General features: G+C 35.4%; 15 protein-coding genes. 6 read left to right on the forward strand and 9 right to left on the reverse strand.

Features of this window, described 5'->3' with window-relative positions:
- The first annotated feature begins 1 nt into the window (after position 1).
- The 3 genes from QYZ68_RS03735 to QYZ68_RS03745 are packed head-to-tail and all read left to right on the forward strand — an operon-like array spanning position 2 to position 3143.
- Positions 2-781, forward strand: a complete 780-nt coding sequence (locus QYZ68_RS03735; RefSeq protein WP_301384225.1) for a potassium channel family protein — start codon at positions 2-4, stop codon at positions 779-781.
- Positions 782-791: 10 nt separating this feature from the next.
- A complete protein-coding gene (locus tag QYZ68_RS03740; protein ID WP_301384226.1) occupies positions 792-1763 on the forward strand; it encodes a MinD/ParA family protein in 972 nt (323 codons plus the stop codon).
- 36 nt (positions 1764-1799) lie between these two features.
- Positions 1800-3143 (forward strand): ATP-dependent 6-phosphofructokinase, encoded by a 1344-nt coding sequence (locus QYZ68_RS03745; protein WP_301384227.1) that lies wholly within the window; start codon positions 1800-1802, stop codon positions 3141-3143.
- A gap of 167 nt (positions 3144-3310) precedes the next feature.
- On the opposite strand, the gene QYZ68_RS03750 is transcribed toward QYZ68_RS03745, so the two are convergent.
- The 6 genes from QYZ68_RS03750 to QYZ68_RS03775 all read right to left on the reverse strand — a co-directional run bounded on the left by QYZ68_RS03750 (position 3311) and on the right by QYZ68_RS03775 (position 11498).
- Positions 3311-3832 (reverse strand): hypothetical protein, encoded by a 522-nt coding sequence (locus QYZ68_RS03750; protein ID WP_301384228.1) that lies wholly within the window; start codon positions 3830-3832, stop codon positions 3311-3313.
- A gap of 145 nt (positions 3833-3977) precedes the next feature.
- A complete protein-coding gene (locus tag QYZ68_RS03755) occupies positions 3978-5309 on the reverse strand; it encodes a CoA-disulfide reductase (RefSeq protein ID WP_301384229.1) in 1332 nt (443 codons plus the stop codon).
- Positions 5310-6710, reverse strand: a complete 1401-nt coding sequence (locus QYZ68_RS03760) for an L-cystine transporter (RefSeq protein WP_301384445.1) — start codon at positions 6708-6710, stop codon at positions 5310-5312.
- A gap of 79 nt (positions 6711-6789) precedes the next feature.
- On the reverse strand, positions 6790-8367 hold the full coding sequence (locus QYZ68_RS03765; protein WP_301384230.1) for a glucose-6-phosphate isomerase: 1578 nt from the start codon (positions 8365-8367) through the stop codon (positions 6790-6792).
- Between the two features lie 36 nt (positions 8368-8403).
- Entirely contained in the window at positions 8404-8805 is a 402-nt protein-coding gene (locus tag QYZ68_RS03770; RefSeq protein ID WP_301384231.1) for a ParB N-terminal domain-containing protein, read from the reverse strand.
- A 5-nt stretch (positions 8806-8810) separates the two neighbouring features.
- Positions 8811-11498, reverse strand: a complete 2688-nt coding sequence (locus QYZ68_RS03775; protein WP_301384232.1) for a penicillin-binding protein 1A — start codon at positions 11496-11498, stop codon at positions 8811-8813.
- A 395-nt stretch (positions 11499-11893) separates the two neighbouring features.
- On the opposite strand from QYZ68_RS03775, the gene plzA reads away from it, so the two are divergent.
- Both plzA and QYZ68_RS03785 read left to right on the forward strand, forming a co-directional pair.
- Positions 11894-12679: a c-di-GMP-binding receptor PlzA gene (gene plzA, locus QYZ68_RS03780; protein WP_301384233.1), complete on the forward strand. Its 786-nt coding sequence runs from the start codon at positions 11894-11896 to the stop codon at positions 12677-12679.
- Positions 12680-13221: 542 nt separating this feature from the next.
- Positions 13222-13989 carry a hypothetical protein gene (locus tag QYZ68_RS03785; protein WP_301384234.1) on the forward strand — a complete coding sequence of 256 codons (768 nt, stop codon included), beginning with the start codon at positions 13222-13224 and terminating at the stop codon, positions 13987-13989.
- 246 nt (positions 13990-14235) lie between these two features.
- Here the strand turns inward: QYZ68_RS03785 and QYZ68_RS03790 are convergent, their stop codons facing one another.
- Entirely contained in the window at positions 14236-15237 is a 1002-nt protein-coding gene (locus QYZ68_RS03790; protein WP_301384235.1) for an L-threonylcarbamoyladenylate synthase, read from the reverse strand.
- 152 nt (positions 15238-15389) lie between these two features.
- Here QYZ68_RS03790 and QYZ68_RS03795 point away from each other — a divergent pair, with 152 nt between their 5' ends.
- Entirely contained in the window at positions 15390-16181 is a 792-nt protein-coding gene (locus QYZ68_RS03795) for a septal ring lytic transglycosylase RlpA family protein (protein WP_301384236.1), read from the forward strand.
- Here the strand turns inward: QYZ68_RS03795 and QYZ68_RS03800 are convergent.
- Positions 16171-18234, reverse strand: a complete 2064-nt coding sequence (locus QYZ68_RS03800) for an ATP-dependent DNA helicase (RefSeq protein WP_301384237.1) — start codon at positions 18232-18234, stop codon at positions 16171-16173. The genes QYZ68_RS03795 and QYZ68_RS03800 overlap by 11 nt on opposite strands.
- Positions 18221-19051, reverse strand: coding sequence for a purine-nucleoside phosphorylase (locus tag QYZ68_RS03805; protein WP_301384238.1), 831 nt, complete (start codon positions 19049-19051; stop codon positions 18221-18223). Before QYZ68_RS03805 ends, QYZ68_RS03800 begins: the two co-directional genes overlap by 14 nt.
- Between the last annotated feature and the right edge of the window lie 29 nt (positions 19052-19080).

The raw sequence follows: 19080 nt of genomic DNA on the forward strand, positions 1-19080 counted from the left end.
GGTGAAGACTTTTGTTATTATTGGTCTGAATAATTTAGGCGTGCATCTTCTTGAGGACTTGAGTAAGCTTGATTGTCAAATTATTATTGTTGATACATCAAAGGAGTTGGTAGAGGAATATGATGTTATTGCTACGGAAAGTTTCATTCTTGATCAATTTACTAAAAATGCTTTAAAGAAAGTAATCCCTGTGGATACGGATGCTGTCATTATTGATTTTGATGATGATCTTGGAAAGAGTGCTCTTGTTACTCATTATTGTAATCTTTTAGGTGTAAGAGAAATATGTGTTAAAACTGAGGATAGGGATGATGCTGAAATATTGAAAACCCTTGGAGCTACGAAAATTATATTCCCAAGTAAAGATGCAGCAAGGAGATTGACTCCGCTGTTAGTTTCTCCCAATCTTTCGACGTATAATATTATTGGGTATGATATTATTGTTGCTGAGACTGTTATTCCTAAAGAGTATGTGGGAAAGACTCTTCTTGAGGCTGATTTGAGAAGAGAAAAGGGCATTACAGTGATTGCTGTTAGAAATTTAAGTAATTCTAGGTATGAGTTTGTGGATGGGGATTATTTTTTTTTGAAAGACGATAAGGTTGTGATTTGTGGTAAACCGGATAGTATTGAAAATTTCACAAATAATAAGGATTTGATTAAAGACTTAATTGCGGCTTCTAAAGAGGAAGAGGCTTCATTTAAGGAAGGAACTAAGAAGTTGGGGTTTTTAAGGTTTTTTGATTTCATGAAGTTTAATAAAGATAAGAAGAGAGATTAGAGGATTTAGGATGACTAAGATTATTCCTGTTGCAAGCGGAAAGGGTGGTGTTGGTAAGACCTCTTTTGTTGCTAATATTGGCTATAAACTTTCAAGTTTGGGAAAGACTGTAATATTGGTTGATCTTGATCTTGGCGGTTCTAATCTACATACATGTTTGGGAGTTAAGAATACTGGTTTTGGAGTAGGCTCTTTTATTAATAAGCGTGAAAAAAATTTTTCAAATTTAATTGTTGAAACGCCTTACAATAGGCTTTATTTAATACCGGGAGATGCTCTTTATGCGGGGACGGCCAATCTTCCCTTCTCCATAAAGAAGAAGATAATTGATTCAATTCAAAGGGATCTTGTTGCAGATTTTGTTTTCATAGATTTGGGCTCAGGTACATCTTATAATACTGTAGATTTTTATTTAGTAGCTTACAGTGGTATTGTGGTCACCGTGCCAGAGACTCCTTCCATACTTAATGCATATTCATTTTTAAAAAATGCACTTTATCGTCTTTTGTATCTAGGATTTCCTCCAAAGAGTGCTGAGCGTGAATATATTAGTAATTTCTTTAAAGAAAAGATAGAAGGATCAAATGTTAAATTTAAGGATTTAGTTACAGGAATTGAGCTTATATCTTTAAGTTCGTCTCTTAAGGTTAAGAAGATGATGAATAATTTTTATCCTAGAGTTGTGCTTAATAGAATAGAATCTAGCGAAGAGATAGGTATGTGTGAAAATTTAATTAATGTCGTTAAGAACAATATTAATGTACCAATAGAATTTATTGGATTTGTTCCATTTGCTAAGAGTTTTAGGGAATCTGTTAATAGTAGGATTCCATTTATTGATTTTGATAAAAATTCAAAACTCAATAAGTATTTCGAGTTTATTTCTCACAATTTGATTAAGTCTCCTATTGAAGGCTCGCCTTATATTTACGATGATATATACGATATGATTAAGGATCAGAGTCAGTTTATTAGAAATTAGTTGGTTTATAATGGGTTATGACAGAGGAGTAATATAATGTATAGGATTAAAGATAAGGAGTTAGACTTCAGGATAGAAAGACTAGGAGAGTGTAAGCAAAACAATCCTTTAATTGATTTTTATGCTAGTGAGAGTCATATGCATTTTACTAGTGAGGCTAATAAAATTAGATTTAGTGTTTATAAGAATGAAAAAAGTTGTGATAAGTATGAAGATATCCTTTTAGAGAAGGCTGGACCTAGAGATAAGATATATTTTATTCCAAAGCATGTTAAGGCGGCGATTACCACTTGTGGCGGGCTTTGTCCTGGATTTAATGATGTTATTCGTTCGATTGTAAGAACTTTATGGAAAGTATACGGAGTGCGTAATATTTATGGTGTTAAGTTTGGGTATCAGGGTCTCTTGCCAGAATCTAATTCGCCTTTTGTTCAGCTTAATCCGGATATAGTTGATGATATTAACCAATTTGGCGGGACAGTTCTTGGCTCCTCAAGGGGAGGGATTAAACCTGTTGAAATAGTTGATACTTTAGAGAGAATGAATATTAATATGCTTTTTAACATAGGTGGAGATGGGACCCAGAAGGGATCTATTTTAATTGCTGAGGAAATAGCTAGGAGAAATTTAAAGATAGCTGTTGTAGGGATTCCTAAGACAGTTGATAATGATTTTATGTTTGTTCAAAAATCCTTTGGGTTTGAAACAGCAGTTGAACAGGCCGTTGCTGCTGTTGCTGGAGCACATTTTGAGGCAAACAGCGCTTATAATGGCATTGGCCTTGTTAAGGTAATGGGTAGGGATTCTGGGTTTATTGCTGCCTATACTGCTTTATCTTCTAATGATGTTAATTTTTGCTTAATACCAGAGTTGGACTTTGACATTGAAGGGCCCAATGGTTTCCTTGAGCACCTTGAAAAGAGGCTTTTATCAAAAGAGAGTTTAGATGAAATTCCTCATGCAGTGATATTAATAGCGGAGGGAGCGGGACAGAAATATTTTGATCCTAGTAGTCGCAGAAGGGATGATTCTGGTAATTTGCTGTATGAGGATATTGGGCTTTATCTTAAAGATAAGATCACTGAATATTTTAATGTTAAGCATATTCCAATTACGCTTAAGTACATCGATCCTAGTTATATTATTAGAAGTTCACCGGCTAATGCTAGTGATTCTCTTTATTGTGCTCGTCTTGGTTCAAATGCTGTTCATGCTGCGATGTCAGGTAAGACAAAATTATTGATTAGCTTGTGGAGTACGAAGTTCGTTCATATCCCAATAGAAATGGCAGTAATTGATAGAAATAAGGTGAATATCAATGGTTCCTTTTGGAGAGATGTTCTTGCAAGTACTGGGCAGCCATTTAGTATGAAGAACTAGAATATAAAATCTAACAAACCTAAGGACAGAAATTTTTGTTTGGGCAAGGGTTTTGTGTGTTCGTGCGGTGAGTTGCCTCTACTTGGTTGAGTGTGACAGGGATTTGCCCTAGTCGTTGTAAAAAAAGAAAGGCCTTGACTTTATCAAGACCCCTCTGTTGTCAAAGACTAATTTTCTTTTTCTGTCTTTGTTGTGTCTGGACCGTATAGGTCCTCTGTAACCCTGAAAGAACCACCGTCGGCAACACGCTCAAAAGGACCTACAAATTCCCCTTGTTCTTTTTCTTCTTCTTTCTGGGGAGGATCATTCGCCACTACAAAGTCATCCTTTGAATAACCAAAACCGAACTCATCTTCACTTTCGTCATCATCTGCACCGGGAACACCCAGAGTCGGGTTTGGATTGCTTTCAGGTCCTCCTCCTTGTTTATTTCCCTTTGGCGCATTTTGAAGTTCTTGGTTTCCGTTCGCTACTACATCCACCTTCTTTTTTTCACCTACTACCTTATCCTTTTTGTTTGTTTTCACGTCCTTTCCGTCCGATTCTTCATTTCCCTTTCTGTCTGATTCTTCGTTTTCTTTAACTGACACTGAGCCCCCAGACGCACCCGATCCGACCTGATTCAAAAGATCACAAGACAGAATTGCAAAAGCCAGCAAAGCTAACACACCATTAACCATTTTATTCATTAAAATTCTCCTTTATGTCTCTGTTAACACGATATCTCAATTTCTACTGCAATCTCAACAGACATCGCATCAATCGACACAGGTTAATTATAACATAATCTCTCTAGACTTCTTTTCCTGTACTGATGGTGGTTATTTAGTTGATCTACTTTACTGCATTGCCTGCAATATTCAGCGCGTCCCAGGTTTTTGAAAAAGGTGGAGAATATGCGAAATCAAGCATTCCAAGCTCCCTTGTTGTAAGTTTTGAATAAATTGCAAGAGATAATGCATGCATCCTTAGTGCTGCACCATCCTTTCCAATTATCTGAGCTCCAATAATCTCTTCTGTTTTTTTATTGTAAATTAATTTGATGTATAAGTCTTCCTGAGATGGGTAATAGCTTGTGTGATTTTTATCCTTTATAAACACCGACTTACATTTCATCCCAAGCCTTGAAGCACTCTCCTCCGTTAGACCAGTTCTTGCTGCTTCAAGAGATAAAACCTTAATGGATGCAGACCCCAGCGTTCCCCGAAAAGGAACGCGCTGTCCTGCTAAATTTTCACCTACTATCCTCCCCAGTTTACTAGCCGTTGTGGCAAGGGGAATGTAATCGTGCTGTTTGCTTACAATATTGTATACCGTAGCACAATCCCCCGCGGAATAAACACCCCCTATGCTAGTCTCACCGTACTCGTTGACAACGATAGCACCGTTTTTTAAAGTTTCAAGTTGCCCTTTTAAAAATTCAGTAGAGGGGCGTATGCCTGTGGAAAGAATTACAAGGTCAGCCTTATATTCTCCCTTGTTTGTAATGATTCCTTCAATCTTTTCCTTTCCTACTAAACTTTTTACAAATTCATTTGTATGAAGCAAAACATTGTTTTTAATTAGCTCTGCTTCCATTAGATCGGTGATTTCTTTGTCAAATGATTCACTAAGTATTCGCTTATCTAGTTGGACAACTCTTACATTTTTTCCTCGGGCCTTAGCAGCTTCCACCATTTCAATTCCAATATATCCAGCCCCGATAATTACGATGTCATTTATTTCTTTTTTACTAAAAAGTTCTCTTATTTCTTTCCCGTCTTTCATGTTTCTGAGAGTATAAAAATTATTCAGTTGAATATTGTCAATAGGAGGAATAATAGGCCTCCCTCCTGTCGCAATCACTAATTTATCATATGTATCAATAAACACTTCTTCCGTTTTTAGATTTTTTAATTTAAGAGTACTACTTTTTATGTCTAACTGAATAACCTCATGTTCAGTCCGCACAGATATGCCACTTCGCTCAAATTCCTCAGGCGTCCTAGCTATCATTTCGTTTGCATCATCGAAAAAGCCTCCGATGAAGTACGGCAGTCCACAAGCACCAAAAGACGTAGTATTTGTTTTTTCATAAATAGTAATGTTTAATTCTTTATCCATTCTTTTTGCTTTAGCAGCAGCACTGGTGCCTGCAGCGGTGCCTCCGATAATTATTACTTTCATTTAAACAAATTCCTTATTCTCTATCTTATTTTTATTGTTATAAATACTGATATCCAGCTGGTTGAGGTTTTTAGCAGTAATTATCCCCGCAACCATTGAATCGCTTACATTAGCAGATGTTCTTCCCATATCAATTAGGGGTTCAATAGATATTAGTAGCCCAACTAGCTCCACAGGTAGGTTCATTGACGAGAGAACCATTAAAGATGCCATCGTTGCTCCCCCACCAACTCCAGCTACTCCAAATGAGGTTATTATTATTATTCCTATGAGTTGGAGTATAAATGAAGGATCTGTCGGGTTGATTCCTTGAGTGGGGGCAATCATTATTGCCAACATAGCAGGATGGAGAGCTGCACATCCATTTTGTCCTATCGAAGCACCAAACGAGCTGGAAATATTAGCAATACCCTCGCTAACCCCTAATTGTTCAGTTTGCACCTCTACATTAACAGGGATTGTTGCCGAGCTAGAACGAGATATGAATGCGAATGTTAGTACAGGAAACGCTTTTTGAATGAAAGTAATTGGATTTAGTCTATTAAGGGCAATTAAGACCATATGCATTAAAATTGTGATGCCAATGGCGACATAAGAAGCAAGTACGAATTTCCCGAGCTTTAGTATGCTTGAAGTGTCGCTTATAGCCGATATTTTTGTAATCATTGCTAATATGGCATAAGGCGTTAACTTTAAAATCAAAACTAGCATTGCCGAAGTTAAATCTTGTGCTGTTGCCATTATTTGTTTGAAAAATTCAATTGACTCTGGTTTTTTTCTTGAGACTCTAAGAGCAGCTATACCTACAAGAGCTGCAAATATTACTACTCCAATTGTTGAACTTGGTCTCATACCGGCCATATCTTCGAATATATTCTCAGGGATAAGTTCAGCCAGTCTTTGTGTAATTGGAGTGTGGTGTAGACGATCAAGCCCTTGGTTTAAATTACTTCCATACGTAATTTCGTTTTCACTAGATTGAAGTGTCTCTGCTGTTAAATTAAAGAACAAAGAGGTATAAATCCCGATTATTGATGCAATTCCTGCTGTAAATACAAGCACCAATATTACAGATAAACTCATTTTCCAAACATCTTTGGTGTTAGTTAATTTTACTATTGCGGATATTATTGAGACAATTATGAGAGGTATTACGATTAATTTAAGAAATCTTATGTAACCCGTACCTAAAATATTAATCCACTTAACACTTTCCTCTATTACTAAAGGCTTTGATTCATAAAAATACTTCATAGATGCACCAAAGACTAGCCCCAGACCTAGTGCCACAAAAATTCTTTTTGTAAATGAGATATATTTTTTATGAAAAAAATACAATAGTCCTATTAGCCCAAACATAATCGCTATGTTTGATAATGTGTACATCACCGTTATATCCATGCCACCTCTCACGTTAAAGCTTAAATAATTGCTTAATAAATATAATAGCATCATATATTAAACTCTTTCTAAATTTTTGTCACTGCAGTAATTTTTCATAAGATTTTATTATTTCGTTTTTGATGCTCCCTTTCTTTAGTATTTGAGTTGCAACTACTTTTCCAAGCTGAACCCCCTCTTGGTCAAATGAATTTATGTTAAGCAAAAATCCTTCAAACATTACTTTGTTTTCATAGTGAGCTAGTATTGCGCCTACCACATAGGGTGTAAGTTCTTTTGAATATATTAATGATGAAGGTCTCTCACCCTTAAAGTTTTTATTTTTATTCTTGTCTTCTTTACCTTGAGAGAATGCAATAATTTGGGCTATTAAATTTGCCTTTAACTTATCGCTGTTTGATGTCTCCTCTGTTATTACATCTTGTTTCAATTGAGATTTGCTAAATCCAATTAAATCCATCGGTACTATCTCTGTTCCTTGGTGGAGCATTTGAAAAAATGAATGTTGTACATCTGTTCCAATTCCTCCCCAGATTATTCTGACCGTTTTGTAATTTATTTCCTCTCCAAACCGGTTCACACTCTTTCCATTGCTTTCCATCTCAAGTTGTTGTAGGTGAAGATAAAAATTTTCCATTGCTTTTGAATATGCAATAATGCAGTTATTGCTATAATTTAATACGTTGCCTTCGTATATACTAATTAGGGCCGCCAGAAGAGGGGCATTCTCTCTTATATTTTTGTTTAATGCCCTCATGTCAACTTCATGAGCTCCTCTCAGTATTTCTTTTGTAACATGTTCTGTAAAGCAAAGGGTGATAAGTGCAAGCCCAACAGCAGAAGTTGGTGAAAATCTTCCACCAATTGAATCGTGCATAAAGAAGTATTCGAGATATCCCTTTTCAAGCGCTAGCATACTTCCCTTTGAAGTGATGATTATCATTTGTTTCTGGTATTCTTTAATCCCGCTATCTTTTAATTTTTTGATCAAAAATTGCATATTAGATGCTGTCTCTAGCGTATTTCCGCTTTTTGATACCACAATAAACAGAGTCTCATCAAGGTCTATGTTGCTTAAAATTTCAGCAGCTTCGTCTGGATCAACATTTGAAATAAAATAAGCCTTCATTAGATGTAAATTTTTCTGCCTAGCATAATTTTTAATCGCGGTGTACAATGCTTTTGGCCCAAGACTTGAACCACCAATGCCAACTTGTACTACATTTTTAAAGGACCTACCTTTTACGCTTTCAATTGTTCCATTTTGGACTTGCCTTGCAAATTCAAAAATTCTTTTAAGCTCTCCTTCGAAAAATTTTCTCATGTTTTCACCACTTTCTGTTACTTCCGAATACAAAAGGCCTCTTGTTAAATGGTGTAAAACTTTCCTGTTTTCACTGATATTAACATTGCTTCCATTAACTGTTTCCCTATATTTTTCTATTAATTCTGCTTCATCGCTTAAGTTTTGAAATATTTCTAGATGGACCTCATTAATTTGTTTTGCAGCGTAATTATAATTCACAAAATTACTGTCTATCTTGATATCATATTTCTCTATTCTATCTGGAGTTAAATTTTTACTTAATACTTCGGGTTTGATTTTTGACAGCTCCTGAAAATTTTTAAGCTTATTAAGATTTTGATAATTAGGCACAATATCTCCTCCCATAAATGTTATACAACTTAAATTTTAGCGTGTTTTTACTCTTTTAAAGAATCTTTTTAGTTTTAAAATAATAAATTTTAAAAATTTTATTATTATATTCTTTTCCAAGTAGACTCTCAGTTGCTCTTCCCCGGCATTTGTCTCACTTCTTGTCAATGATCTTCTAGTATTATTTTCATCGAGTTCAATTTCAAGCAGAACTTTTTTATCTTCTGTGGGTATTACCTTAACCTCAACCTCCTTATAACCGAGTTCTTTTAAAACTTGATATCTCCTAAATCCTGCTACTAAATTTTTGTTCTTATCTATGATTATTGGATAAAGCAAACCATGCTTTTTTATGCTTTCTTTAAGAGCTGTTGTATCTCCTCCAGTTCCTTGTCGGATCCTAACTTTTATCTTTATTTGTTCTAAATCCATTAACATTGTTACTAATCCAATTGAATATTTTCCCCATTGACATCTTTGCTTACGTCTTCGAAAGGAATAGAATCATCTCTTTTTATATCGTTTTCTTTAAAATTTGAGTCATGTTTTTCTTCTAGTTCATCTAAATCAGCACTATCATTTTTCATCGTATCCTGTGTTTCTTGAGAGTTTATTTCGTTATCATGTATGCCTTCCAAATTATTATTGTCTTTATTTAAGTTGCTTTGATTTTTATTTTCTGTTTCATTAATCTTATCAAAATCGTAGTTTATATATTCAAATTCATGTGTTTCAATATTTATGTCATCATTGTTGTCAATATTATCGATCCCATACACATTAAATTCCATCTTGTTTAAAAAATCAGATTGGTTTTCGTAATATTTTGACTTCTTAAATGGCTGAGTGCCCTCTATGAATATTTCATTTATTATTTTTTCGTTTGGTACTCCTTCTGGCAACAATCCAGTTTCCGCTTGTACAGCGACGTTGATTATTCCTGCGGGTCTTATGAAAACTTTTTTGGGCAAATTCTTATGATACTCCGACATAAATTTACCCCAGCTAGGACCAGCAAGACCTGTTCCGGTACCGGCTGTACCTAGTGAATATCCCTTTTTGTCAAAACCAACCCAAAGGGCCGCTGTTATGTAAGGAGAGTAACCTATTGCCCATCCGTCCGCCCAGTTTTGTGTGGTTCCCGATTTTCCTGCAATATCAGAACTGAAATCCTTAAGGTTTGTGTATCTTTGGTTTGCTAAAGTTCCATATTGAATTGTTGACTTCATCATGTCTGTCATAATATATGCGGCTTGAGGAGACACTATTTGTGCATTAGCTCCCTTGTTTTTTATCTTGGTTAAGATATCAGATTCTACATTTGCCACTATTTTGCCATTCCTGTCTTCAATGTGTTTTATTCCGTATGGTTCCACTTCCCTGCCATTGTTGCCCAAAATTGCGAATGCTCTTGTCATTTGTATTGGAGATGTTGAGATAACACCAAGCGCAAGAGGATAAACTTTGGGAAATGTTTTGTTAATCTCAGTTTGATCTTTTATCCCAAGTAATTTAGCAGAGTAATTGATCGCATCTTCAAATCCTAATGTATCTAATATCCTAAGAGATGGGATGTTCAAAGATAGAGCCAAAACTTTACGCGTTAATACACTTCCTCTCCATTTTCCTCCATAATTTTCAGGAGCATAAACATCCCCTGTTTCATTAAAAAAGGCTACGGGAGAATCTGAGAACATAGTAGCGGGTGTAATCTTTTTAAGATCAATGGCAGCTGAAAAGTATAAGGATTTAAATGCACTGCCGGGTTGTATTTTTGCTTGGGTCGCTCTATTAAATTCGCTTCCCTTGTTGTATCCGCTTCCCCCAACCATTGCCTTTATAGCTCCTGTTGTTGTGTCTATAGCTATGAATGCACCCTCTGGTTGCACTACAGAGTTTGGGTTTACTCTGTTTCTCATTGTGTATTCTTTTGTTGCTTTGTCTACTAAATCAGCACCCAAGACTGCTGCAAAACTTGCAATTAAATCAATATTGTCTTCATAGAATTTTTTTGTTCTGAGCTTTCTGTATTGCTTACCATTCACTCTAGTACTTGCTATACCAAACAAATCAGATATTGTGTCAAGTACGGGGACTATTTCTGAATTAATTATTATCGTTTCAGACAATTTGGTAGAGTTGTACATTTTTCGAGCCTTAAAAATCATATCGCGGGTAACCCTATCTGCACACTTTTGTGCATCAAGATCAAGCGTTGTAAAAATGGAGTACCCATCTTTATATACGTTTGCCCCAGCTGGAAGATGCCTAACGACCCTTTGCCTTATGTATTCCGAAAAATAAGGGGCATTGTCTTCCTTGTACGAGACAGCAGACGTATCTGCCATACGAGTCCAATCGTAATTTTCCCAATATTCACTAAACTCTCTTTCAGCCGTCTCAGGACTAATTATTCCATTAGCTACAACTTGATTTAATACTGCCCTCTGTATTTTTTTAGAGAATTCCGGATTGTAGAATGGAGAATAAAGTTTTGCATTTGGTAATTGTATGAGCATTAAAACAGCTTCCGCGGTGTTAATATCTCTAACACTCTTGTTAAAGAAGAAAGAAGCCGCTGCTACTACTCCGTAATTTCCGTTTCCAAAATAGACTTTATTTAAATACCTCTCAAGTATTTCGTATTTTGATAGTTTTTTCTCAAGTTGTATAGCCCACCAAATTTCATTTAGTTTTCTTAAAACAGATCTCTTTGCTTGGTTAGTGTAGAGGAGTTTTGCTAGCTGTTGTGTTAAGGTGCTCCCTCCTGAGAAATATCTACCAAGCACAATATTGAATGCAGCTCGTAGCATTCCTATCAAGGAAAAACCTCTGTGAGAATAAAAATCTGTGTCTTCACGTATCAATAGAGTTTTTATTAGGTTGTCAGGCATTTCTTTTAAAGAAAGTAGTTCCCTGTTCTCATCGGATATAAATTGTGTAATTATTCTGCCGTTAGCATCAAAAAGCTTTGAGGGTATAGCAGGGTTTGATTCCCCGAAGTTTTTGTCTTTCTGTATATTAACGGTTCCAACTATCGCAACCGAGAGCAGAACAATACAAAAGCTAGTAACAAAGTATGTCAAATAAAGGAGTATATTCCCTTTGTTATTTAAATTAAGACCTTTCAAGCTACATCCTTGTGAACAATTATACTATAAATAAAGTAGAATTAATAAATAGTTTTCTTTGGTTGTGATAACACGAAAATGTTGCTATACTTCTTCTTCATGTGTGTTATATGTATTCTGTGATGCAAGTTAGCAATAAATGAAAGTATGGATCTTAAGAGTATTTGTTCGTTATTTTTCTTCAGTGTAATCGAGTTCTTGTGGTGGAAGTTTTATTTCTGAATTTATTGTAGTAACTTGTAAGAGGCTGGGTTATGTCTGGCGTTTGAAATGGAATTATTTTAAATGATTTGTGGATAGTCTGGAGGTTTCGAATTTCGTTTCAGTGGGTTCCTAAGTGTCAGTTTTAAATTGTTCTGTGTTTTTGTTGTTTGTTAGATTGGAAGGAGAAGTTTATGCTTTTGTCTAGGAAAATAAAAGATTATGAGTCTAAGTATAGAGGCAAAGAAATTAAAATGAGTACCGAGATAAGCAGTTTTCTTAATATTAGAAACACTGTGGAGATGAAAGTTGGCAGCTATGTAGTGTATGGGGTGATTTATTCTGTTTCTATGAACAGTATTAAGATTATTTTTCAGGAAGATACAGTGTTGCCGACTTTAGCTAAAAACAAAAATACAGGGAATATCCAACTTAAAAGATTTGATGATTTTGAAGATAATTCTTTTTTTATTTCACCCTTATCTGTTAGATTGGCAAATACGTCTGATTATCCTTCGCAAGAGAGACATTATAATTTGCTAACTTTAGATTTTTTATCTCCTATGCCGGAGGAGTTTGCTATTAAGGTTGGTAAGCTCCTTGATTTAAAGATTGGGCAGAATCAAAGAATACATGAGCGTATTGTTGTTGATAAGGATTCACTCAGAAAACTTAGGCTCAACTCTGATAGGACTTTTATTGAATTTAATGGGGTTAAGCATAGGTGTCTGATTAAAGACTTGTCTTATGGAGGGGCGTTGTTGATTTCTTATTTTGATTATGAGGAAGTGGAGGAGAAGGAAATAGACTTGATCTTGAATTTTAATATTGCGGATAAAGAGGTGCTTATTAAGGGAAAAGCAAGGAATTTAAGTGTTATTCAGACTCCCAATGGTAAAGTTTTGGCTTTAGGTGTTGCCTTTTACGAGGAAGAAATTCCTCTTGAATATACTATGCTAATCCATGATTATTTTAATTAAAAATTTATGTTTGCAGCAAAGGCTGGAATTATTTCAAATAGTATGCTCTAACTAGTGATGAGCTTACCCCTATTGTTGTTTGAGTACTCGAGGTGCTTCCTTCTGTGTGCTCTGCAGGTGTTTGTATGTTCTTTCAGCGTTTACAGACCCCTTTTGTATGGTCTGAAGCTTGGCTAAGGGTGAAGCTTTGGTGATGAAATTTTACAAAAAGCAATCCCCAGGCAGGATCGTCTTTTTTGCAAAACTTTTTCGTGTACCTTATGGAGTTGTGATCAATAAGCGGACAAGTACGGTGACATAAGGTCTTTTGTTGTCCTTATTCTCAACTTATTTGCTACTTCTCATCCAGTACTTTTGGAGTGTGGGAGAGATGTTTTGTTATGTGTATTGATTCTAAAGCATACCTCTTGTTGAAACTATTTTGTGTGATGCCTTCCCTGCGACCCAGTCACGTCGGGTTTGTAGCATGACTAAGGCCCTTCCATGATTCTTAAATTGTTTATTATCCACTGTGAGGTATCCTTTGATGGGAGAGGTGTGTTATGCATATGAGAGTAATAGTAAGTATTTCGGTATTGATGTTGTTTGCCAGCTGCGAGTGGTGGGCTGAAGTTAGTGGTAAGATTAAGATCAAGAAACCCGTTGAGGATATTAAGGTTGTAGCAGAAAGGGCTGTGAATGAGGTTAGTAGGGCTACTGGTAAGTCTGCTGATGAGGTTAAGGCTTTAAGTAAAGATGAGCTTGACAAGATTGCAGAGGAGGCTAAGAGTAGTACTGCTGCTACCTTTGAAAGTACTAAGAAAGATGCCAAGAAGAAGTCCGAGCTTATTGATGAGATTAAGCAATCAACTGAGAAGCTTGATTTAGCTTTCAAATCTCTAGTGGGTGCTGGATACAGAAATGCTACTGCAAGCCTAGTTTTGGAGAGCATTAAGACTGCTAAGCAGAAGTTAGGTTTAGCTGGTAAGCTTGAAAAGATGATAGAGGATGGTAATAAAACAATGGCAGAGGTTAGGCGAGTCGTGGGGGCTTTTGGTGATGTTGCTGGGTATTGTATGCGTGATATTAATGAGAAGCAAGGTCGGCATTCAAAGAGTGACACTTCAACAGTGAGCACGGATGGCCTTAAGGACTGTGTTAGGAACCTTATGGACAATGTAGTTGATATTTTTGTTGGAAGAGGGGGTGCTTTTTCAGAATTAAGAGACGCTGTACCCAATGCACCCGACAGGTTTAAAGGTGCTTTGAGTAAACTGTGCGGTGCTGTCCATGGTATGAACCAAGCATCAATGAAGGTTAAGCATAAGTAGTAGTACTCACTTAAGCGATTACTAGAGAAACAGATAAGATTAATTACATATACGAAAATCTTAACTTATTAGCAGGAATTAGAGAATGAAAATACTGGTACCTTAAGTTCGTCGTTAAAATTTACACTCTACGAGTATGAAAGTAGACAAATGTTAGTGTCTGGCGTAGTTGAAAAGATAAAAGAAAGAGAATCAATAACTAAGATTAAAACGAATTTGAACGAGTCAAATCCCTGATGGAACAATCTAAGAAGAGATAAATTTGTTCAAACTAGCCTTAATGAGTCTATTATTAATTGAATAACCAAGACCACTGTTGTGCGTGTACTCTGCAAGTATTTGTCTGTATGACCTCTCAGAGACTACAAATTCTTTGTACATCTCAGAAGCATACTCATCCAGTGTATTGTATACACGCATGTTTTCCGTGGTCCGAAACTTGCCAAACCAATATGAATTAAGGGTATCTCTTGTAATGAGTATTTTTGTTTCCCAGTTTAGGAAATATTTCCTTATGTTATCTTGCCTCTTAAATAAGTAAACAGGTATTCGTGGTCTGTAGTGTTCTAGTAGGTTACCAGGAGACGCGGCAGCTTCCCCTTCAAGGGCATGCTCTACACTAAATTCTTGATCCAATGATTCCTGTATTGCCTCTCTTGTAACAGCCCCTGGTCGCAAGATTAACACGTCCCCAGCTTCGGTGAAGCCTACAACGGTTGATTCTATTCCAATATCTGAGCGTCCATCATGCTTAATTATTCCTCTAACTAATCCATTAAGCTCTCTGTTAGCCATTGCAAAATTGGTAGCACTGGGGCGCTTTGATAGATTAGCAGAAGGCGCTGCTATTGGGACACCACTCATCTTAATTAAGCTTAATGCCACAGGGTCTCTTGGTATTCTTATCGCAATGCTACTAAGACCACCGCATACAAGTCTAGATACCCTACCTGCATTCTTGAGTACAAATGTCATGGGTCCTGGAGTAAATTTGTGCATCAAGATCTCTGCACTTCTTGGGATATAGGATACAAGTTCTCTTATCTGCTCTATTGAATCAACATGTACTATTAATGGGTTGGTAATGGGGCGCTTCTTGACAACAAAGATCATCCCCACAGCTTCGTTATTGTATGCATTAGCTCCAAGCCCATATACTGTCTCTGTAGGAAATACAACTAACTCGCCTTCTTTTATAAGGCGTGCTGCTCTTTTTATGTCACCACTCTCTATCAGTTCGGTCTTCATCGCCTTGTCTCATGCCCATGCTCTTCTTTATTATTTTTAATCTGTCGTTCTATTAAATCACTTCTCATTAAAGCAAAAAATTTACAAATAGGCAATTTGTGGTTAACTTTCAGCCTAATTTTCCTGTTGAAAATCCTATGTTTTATATTATAATGAGCATTATGAGAAGTTTTCTTAGTCTCGGCAACTCTGTCCTTGGTTTTTGTTTTTTATTTTTTGTTCCTATTAGGTTGGATAGTGCTACTGTTGGGCTTGCTTCGTGGTATGGGGAGGCTTTTCATGGCAAGACTACAGCTAATGGTGAAAAATTTGATATGACGGCTCTTACTGCTGCGCACAAGGAGCTTCCATTTAATACTGTTGTGCGTGTTACTAATTTGTTAAATAATAGGGTTGTTGTTGTAAGAATTAATGATAGGGGGCCATTTAGGAAGGATAGGATAATTGATTTATCTAAGTCGGCTGCTGAGAAACTAGATTTTTTAGGAATAGGTGTTGCTCCTGTGAAAATTGAGGTGGTGGAGAAGCTCGATGGAGGCAAGCTTGCGACAAAAAATAAAAAAGATGATGAAGCTCTTGGTAGGCTAGATTCTTCTAGGATAGTTCCTTCTAGTGATAGTTTAAAATCGGATAGAGATGTTCCTGTGGAAAAGAATGAGAATATTGTTGCAGAGAAACTTTTAGATGGATCTGACGTGGAGCCGGATTTTTATATACAGGTTGGATCCTATAAAACGAAGGATTATGCCGAGAGAGCTTACAGGACACTGAGGAAGGTTGGTTTAAATGTTTTAATAAATGCTCATGGGTCTTTTTTTACAGTTTTTATACCTACTGTTGCTGATGATGTACATAAGGATGTCGAACTTATTAAATCTACAGGCTACAAGGATGTTTTGGTAAGAAAGACTAGGATTCCAGGGGAGAGTTTAACTATAGAATAGAATTTTGTTTTATTCTTTGGAAAAATGTATCTATTTTCAGTTTTATGTTTTCAAACTTTGAGTAGTGTACTTCGATGTCGGGTAAGGATTGTAGAAAGAGTCTCCCGTAGGTCTTTTGGAAGATTCTTTTGTCAAGGCAGACTATGATTCCGTAGTCTGCTGAATCTCTAATTAGTCTTCCAAACCCCTGTTTGAATTTCATTATTGCCTGTGGTAGCGTTTCTTTTGTGAAGAAATTTTCTCTCATTTTGGTAGCCAGTTCATTCTTTGCTATTGAAATAGGATCTGAAGGGGTTTGAAAAGGAAGTTTAGGCATTATTACCATTGTTAGTTTGTCTCCTTTAATGTCGATTCCTTCCCAGAAATTCTTAATACCTATGAGCACACCTTTTTTTTGCGATCTTTTAAAAGAATCTATCAGTTCATGTTTTGGTAAATCTCCTTGTATGAAAAGATTGATATCGTTTTTAAGTAGAAAGTCTTTAATTGTTGTTTCTGCATATTTTAAGCTCTTAAATGATGTTAAAAGAATTAAAGTTCCGCCCTCGTTCACTAGTACAAGTTCTTTAATATATTGCATTGATTGACTTAAAAATTTTTCTTCATTATCGGGAGTTTCAATGTCAGACGTAACTGCCAACATTGATCTTTCTTTATAGGAGAAAGAATATGGCAATTTTTCTATTTTTATGTCTTTATCACTCAGGTTTAGTCCCGTTTGGTTTAAAAAATATGAAAATGATTGATTTATAAGCAGGGTAGCTGAGGTGAAAATTATTCTTCTAGCTCTTTTATGCATAATTTTATTCAGCCCAGGACCTAAATTAATTTCTGATGTTTTAAATGTAGCTATATTCTTTTTATTTTCTATCCAAAAACAAAGATTGTCATATTTGTTTTTGGATAGAAAATTTTTAACTAATGTCTCTTTTTCTTCTATACTTCTAATTAGCCTTTCAAGTTCAATTTTTGCTGTTTTATGTTCGAGTTCCTGTAGTATTGATCCCATAGCTGTTCGATAATTTTCTAGATTATAAACGATGTCCTTTAAATGTGTTTTAATTCGTATGTAAAAATCGGTATCATGTGTGTCGCTAGTTATTCTGAAAACGGAAGGGAAGTTTTCATTTGTTCTTATTATATAATCTATGTTTTCAAAACTTAACATGGTTGCAGTTTCAAAATTTTTTTTGTACACACCCCTTACATTTTGCCTTCTAATTATTTTATCTATTTTTATAAAAAGTTGTTTTATCAAGACTCTTGAAAAATATTGACTAAATAGAGATCTAGCAGCCTCTTCTAAATAATGAGCCTCATCAATTATTATGTTTTTTATATTGGGTAAGATTAAGTTAAGTTCCTCTTCTGATTCTTCTTTCTCAGAGGCATCCTCAAAATTTTCCTTTTCTGTTAATATCCCGTTTCTTATATAAAGATCATTTAGAAGTAAATGGTGATTGGTGATGATAATATCACATTCTATTGCTTTTCTCCTTGCTTTTTTAAAAAAACATTTATTTTCATCAGGACAAGTCATGCCCGAACATGTTTCAGTGCTAGCTGATACTTCTTCCCATATTTTCTCATCAATAAAGTTGAGTTCATCTTTATCACCAGTTTTTGTATTTTTTGCCCAATAAAATAGTGATTCTAAATTTTTTTTGTTAACCGTGTATGTTAATAGACTTCTTTCAAATTCTTCAAGCCGACGAGTGCACAGATAGTTTCTCATTCCTTTAATAAGTCCAAACTTTATTTTGAAAGGAATTATTTCCTCTAAAGATCTAATGTCTTTCTTAATGAGTTGTTCCTGAAGATTAATGGAGGCTGTTGAGATTATGACCTTTTCTTGTGTCTTTTGAATGAAATCAATAGCAGAGATTAAATAAGCAAGACTTTTGCCAGTTCCAGTCGGCGCTTCAATAACTAGAAAGTTTTCATTCTCAAAGGCTTTACTTACTTCTTCTATCATCTTAAGCTGTGGTTTCCTTTTTGCAAATCCTTTGATATTTAGTTCAATTTTTTTTAGTATGTATTCAACTAGATTCAACTTTATTAATTATTCCTCTCAATAATTTTTCGAATTTCTTGGATGCCTTTGCTGAGTTTATTTTAACCTCCTCGTGACTTAAAGGGTCCTTTTGCATGCCCGATGCCAGGTTTGTGACATTTGAAATTGCTACCGTATTCATTTTAAGATATGCTGCAATAATCATTTCAGGGACGGTTGACATTCCAACTAGATCTGCGCCTATTGTTTTCAAAAAATTTATTTCGGCTGTTGTTTCATAACAAGGACCCGAGACAGCAAGATAGATACCTTCTTTAATATCTTCTTCGAAAATACTCTTATAAATACTTCTTGTTAATTCCATCAAGTCTGAATTACTATAAATTGAGTTCAATTCTTGAAATCTGGCACCCAAGTTATTGTCATTTTCTCCTATTAAGGGGTTGGTTCCCATAAAGTTTATGTGATTGTTTATCAAAATAAGATCATTTATTTTAAATTGACTATTGATTGCCCCAGAAGAATTTGTGATAATTAAATTCTGAACTCCAATCTTTTTTGCAAGCAGTATGGGCATTATTACCTCTTTAGGGTGATACCCTTCATAATAGTGAAATCTTCCAGAAAAAATAGCTGTAGCTTTGTTTATATTTAATGTACCCTTATGGCCATCTACAGTTGATATTGGAAATTCTCTTATTTTCTTATAAGGAATTTCAATCCCATCTTCGCATATTGCACTTAAATTGCTAAGCCCAGAACCAAGTATTATTGCTGTTTTGGGTTTAAATGCTGATATTTCTTTAAGCGAAGAATATGCTTTATTTATTCTCTCATTAATTTTTCCGAAATCCATTTCACATCCTTGTTTGCCATAGTGTTTTC

Origin of the sequence: Borrelia sp. P9F1 (assembly GCF_030436115.1) — a bacterium.
Classification (GTDB): Bacteria; Spirochaetota; Spirochaetia; order Borreliales; family Borreliaceae; genus Borrelia.